Raw genomic sequence first — 2,961 nt, forward strand, 5'->3', positions numbered from 1 at the left:
CTCACCTGAGTACAATCCCATCGAGAAAATCTGGGCTCACATCAAAAAACACCTCAGAAAAGTATTACCAAATTGCAATACTTTTCTTGAGGCACTTTTGTCCTACTCTTGTTTCAATTGACTATATATTTAGGAGAGTGTCATGATAAATTTACAAAACTTTGTTCAGTCCATGTATGCAAAACGTATTGAAGACTGTTCGGACTACGAACTTTATTATGCTTTGCTTGCATTTACTAAGCAACAAAGTGAAGTTAAATACACCAATGAGCAGAAGAAGAAAGTCTACTACATTTCTGCAGAATTCTTGATTGGTAAACTCTTGTCTAACAACTTGATTAACTTGGGTGTCTATGATGAAGTGAAAAGTCAGCTTGCAGCAGCAGGTAAGGACTTGATTGCTATTGAAGATGTGGAGATGGAGCCATCACTAGGAAATGGTGGTTTGGGTCGTTTGGCCGCCTGCTTCCTTGATTCCATTGCTAGCCTTGGTCTCAACGGAGATGGTGTGGGATTGAACTACCACTTCGGACTTTTCCGTCAGTTGTTCGAATACCACCAACAATCTGCAGTGCCAAACGAGTGGATTACACCACGTTCTTGGTTGACAGAATCCCCAATTTCTTACCAAGTACCATTTGCTAACTTTACCTTGACATCTAAGTTGTATGACATCGATGTACCTGGTTATAAAATGGAACGCAAGAATCGTCTTCGCTTGTTTGACCTTGGTTCAGTTGATGACAATATCATTTATGACGGAATAGAATTTGACAAGGAAGATATTTTCCGTAATTTGACCCTTTTCCTTTATCCAGATGATTCGACAGACGAGGGTAAAGTTCTCCGTATCTTCCAGCAGTATTTCATGGTGTCTAACGCTGCCCAACTCTTGATTGATGAAGCAGTTGCTAAGGGGTCAAACTTACATGACCTGCCTGATTATGCTGTTGTTCAAATCAACGATACTCACCCATCACTTGTTATTCCAGAATTGATTCGTTTGTTGGAGCTTCGTGGTATTTCGTTTGATGAAGCAATCGAAATTGTTAAGAAAATGACTGCCTATACCAACCACACTATTTTGTCAGAAGCTCTTGAAAAATGGCCGCTTGATTTCTTGAATCGTGTAGTGCCTCACTTGGTTCCATTCATTGTAGAATTGGATCGTCGTGCCAAAGAAGTGAAGGATGATCCAGCGGTTAATATTATCGATGAGCATGGCCGTGTCCACATGGCCCACATGGATATTCACTATGGATACTCTATCAACGGTGTAGCAGCCCTTCATACTGAGATTTTGAAGACATCTGAGTTGAAAGCCTTCTACGAGCTTTACCCAGAGAAATTTAACAACAAGACTAATGGTATCACCTTCCGCCGTTGGCTCATGCATGCTAACCCAAGATTGGCTAACTATCTTGATGGCCTACTTGGTCATGGCTACCACCATGATGCCAGCGAGTTGGAAAAACTCTTGGACCACAAAGACAGCAAAGAATTGAAGAATTGGTTGGAAAAAACCAAGCAACACAACAAGCGTAAGTTGCAACGTCATATTGCTAAGATGCAAGGTGTCCATGTCAATCCGGAATCCATCTTTGATGTGCAAATCAAGCGTATGCACGAGTACAAACGTCAACAGATGAATGTTCTCTATGTTATCCACAAGTATTTGGATATCAAGGCAGGCAATATCCCAACTCGCCCTTTGACAGTCTTCTTTGGCGGAAAAGCAGCACCAGCTTACACAACGGCTCAAGATATTATCCACTTGATTTTGGTCTTGTCACAGGTTATCAAAAATGACCCAGAAGTGGCACCACACTTGCAGTTGGTTATGATTGAAAACTACAACGTAACGGAAGCTAGTTTCATCATCCCAGCGGCAGATATTTCAGAGCAGATTTCTCTTGCATCTAAAGAAGCATCTGGTACTGGTAACATGAAATTCATGCTCAACGGTGCCTTGACCATCGGTACAGATGATGGTGCCAATGTGGAAATTCATGAATTAGTTGGCGATGAAAATATCTACATTTTCGGTCAAGATAGCCAAACTGTTATCGACCACTATGCAAATGGAACCTATCATCCGTATGCCTTCTACGAGCACGAAGCCATTCGTCCATTGATTGATTTCATCACTTCTGACACCATTCGTCATGCTGGTGGTATCGATGAACGTCTCTGGCGTTTGCAAGACAACCTCAAGCACAATGACCACTTCATGACCTTGCTAGACTTGGAAGACTACATTGCGACCAAGGAAAGAATGTTGGCAGACTACGAAGATCGTGACAGCTGGTTGGATAAGGTTATCGTCAACATTGCTAAAGCAGGATTCTTCTCATCAGACCGTACCATTCAACAGTACAACGAAGATATATGGCATTTGGAAGCGTAGCATATAAAAATGACCTTTCGGGGTCATTTTTTCTGTATTCTATTTTTGAAAGATTGAGCGATTGCGGATTGTCCCAAGAAGTTTCCAAGGGCAAAGCCAGAGGTGTTAAGCAAGATATCGCTAAGGTCAAAGAAGCCCAGTGAAAAGAAGAATTGACAGGCTTCAACTAGCAATATGGCCCCTACAAAGAGAGAAAGTTTTTTCCAAGAAAATGAAAAAAGTAATCCAAGTGGTAAAAAGAGTAAGAGGTTAAAGACCAATATATAGTCATTTAGTTTTAAAATAGTATTCCAAAGAATACTCAACCGATTGAAATCTCCTCAATAACTCAGCCACTTTTCTTTTCAAGCCAGCCCAGAATCGTTCAATTGGGTTAAGTTCAGGGGAATAAGGTGGAAGCGGAAGAAAATAGTGTCCCTTAGCCACTGCAAGCTCATCTAGTTGTTTCTTGGGATGAAAAGCTGCATTATCCATAATGATGACATGGGGTTCTGTCAAGGATGGCAATAGCTGCTCCTGATACCACTTGATAAATAATTCCGCTGTCATCGTTC

General features: G+C 41.3%; 3 protein-coding genes and 1 pseudogene. 2 read left to right on the forward strand and 2 right to left on the reverse strand.

All coding sequences use genetic code 11. The annotated features are described in order from the left end of the window. Both ODU55_RS11535 and ODU55_RS11540 read left to right on the forward strand, forming a co-directional pair. Nucleotides 1–121, forward strand: a pseudogene (locus ODU55_RS11535) (IS630 family transposase); the annotation flags it as partial. A 21-nt stretch (nt 122–142) separates the two neighbouring features. Next, on the forward strand, nt 143–2,407 hold the full coding sequence (locus tag ODU55_RS11540; protein ID WP_398582900.1) for a glycogen/starch/alpha-glucan phosphorylase: 2,265 nt from the start codon (nt 143–145) through the stop codon (nt 2,405–2,407). Between the two features lie 23 nt (nt 2,408–2,430). Here ODU55_RS11540 and ODU55_RS11545 read toward each other — a convergent pair whose 3' ends face one another. Then, the gene (locus ODU55_RS11545; RefSeq protein WP_398582901.1) at nt 2,431–2,712 is read right to left on the reverse strand and encodes a VanZ family protein; all 282 of its coding nucleotides are present in this window, start codon (nt 2,710–2,712) and stop codon (nt 2,431–2,433) included. Further along, a partial coding sequence (locus ODU55_RS11550) for a transposase (protein ID WP_398582203.1) occupies nt 2,675–2,961 on the reverse strand: 287 nt, incomplete at its 5' end. The genes ODU55_RS11545 and ODU55_RS11550, both read right to left, overlap by 38 nt.

Origin of the sequence: Streptococcus sp. 2022WUSS037, from assembly GCF_044427225.1 — a bacterium.
Taxonomy (GTDB): Bacteria; Bacillota; Bacilli; order Lactobacillales; family Streptococcaceae; genus Streptococcus.

Bases quoted from the DNA above. Each gene is read 5' to 3' on its own strand.
- ODU55_RS11540 (WP_398582900.1), top strand. From the start codon at position 143: ATGATAAATTTACAAAACTTTGTTCAGTCCATGTATGCAAAACGTATT.